Consider the following 534-nt stretch of genomic DNA (forward strand, 5'->3'; position numbering starts at 1 on the left):
CCGCCGCAAGAGCCCGCAAAGTAAGAGCGTGACCAGAGTACGGGTTTGCTGTAAGCACCTCTCAAGTCCAGAAATTCATTACGCAGTCGCCTTGATGTGACCGCCTTTAACGAGTTCACCAGTACCGATAGCTGCACTGTTGGGCCGTACTCTATCAGCATGTGAACATGATCAGCCTCTCCGTCACACTCTTTCAGTTCCGCACCAAAATCTCTGCAAACCTCTGCCGCACACTGACCGAAGGAGGTGTGATGCAGTTCCCCCAATATCGGCTTTCGATACTTGGTGATAAACACCAAGTGTACGTGCAAAACGTAGGCCGCATGGCGTGATTTATTAATTTTAGTGAATTGCATTCTGTCACTCAATCGGGCTTAATAGATATGGCAATAATGCTACACACTGAGCGATAAATGCAAATTCTGAAAGCCTACAAGTTCCGACTCGAACCGACCGCCCAACAAGCGCAACGCCTGCGCCAGTTGGGCGGTTGTGCTCGTTATGTCTGGAATCACGGGCTGGCAGAGACAAAGC

At 50.2% G+C, this 534-nt stretch carries 2 protein-coding genes; one reads left to right on the top strand and one right to left on the bottom strand.

The window, feature by feature from the left end; all coding sequences use genetic code 11:
- A partial coding sequence (tnpA, locus tag MUW49_RS22115) for an IS200/IS605 family transposase (RefSeq protein ID WP_244813052.1) occupies positions 1 to 356 on the bottom strand: 356 nt, incomplete at its 3' end.
- Between the two features lie 57 nt (positions 357 to 413).
- On the opposite strand from tnpA, the gene MUW49_RS22120 reads away from it, so the two are divergent.
- Positions 414 to 534 (top strand): helix-turn-helix domain-containing protein (locus MUW49_RS22120; RefSeq protein WP_348521188.1); only part of this gene is annotated, 121 nt, incomplete at its 3' end.

The organism is Aeromonas sp. LsrichE-8G (assembly GCF_022869435.1).
In the GTDB taxonomy this organism is placed as follows: Bacteria; Pseudomonadota; Gammaproteobacteria; order Enterobacterales; family Aeromonadaceae; genus Aeromonas; species Aeromonas caviae.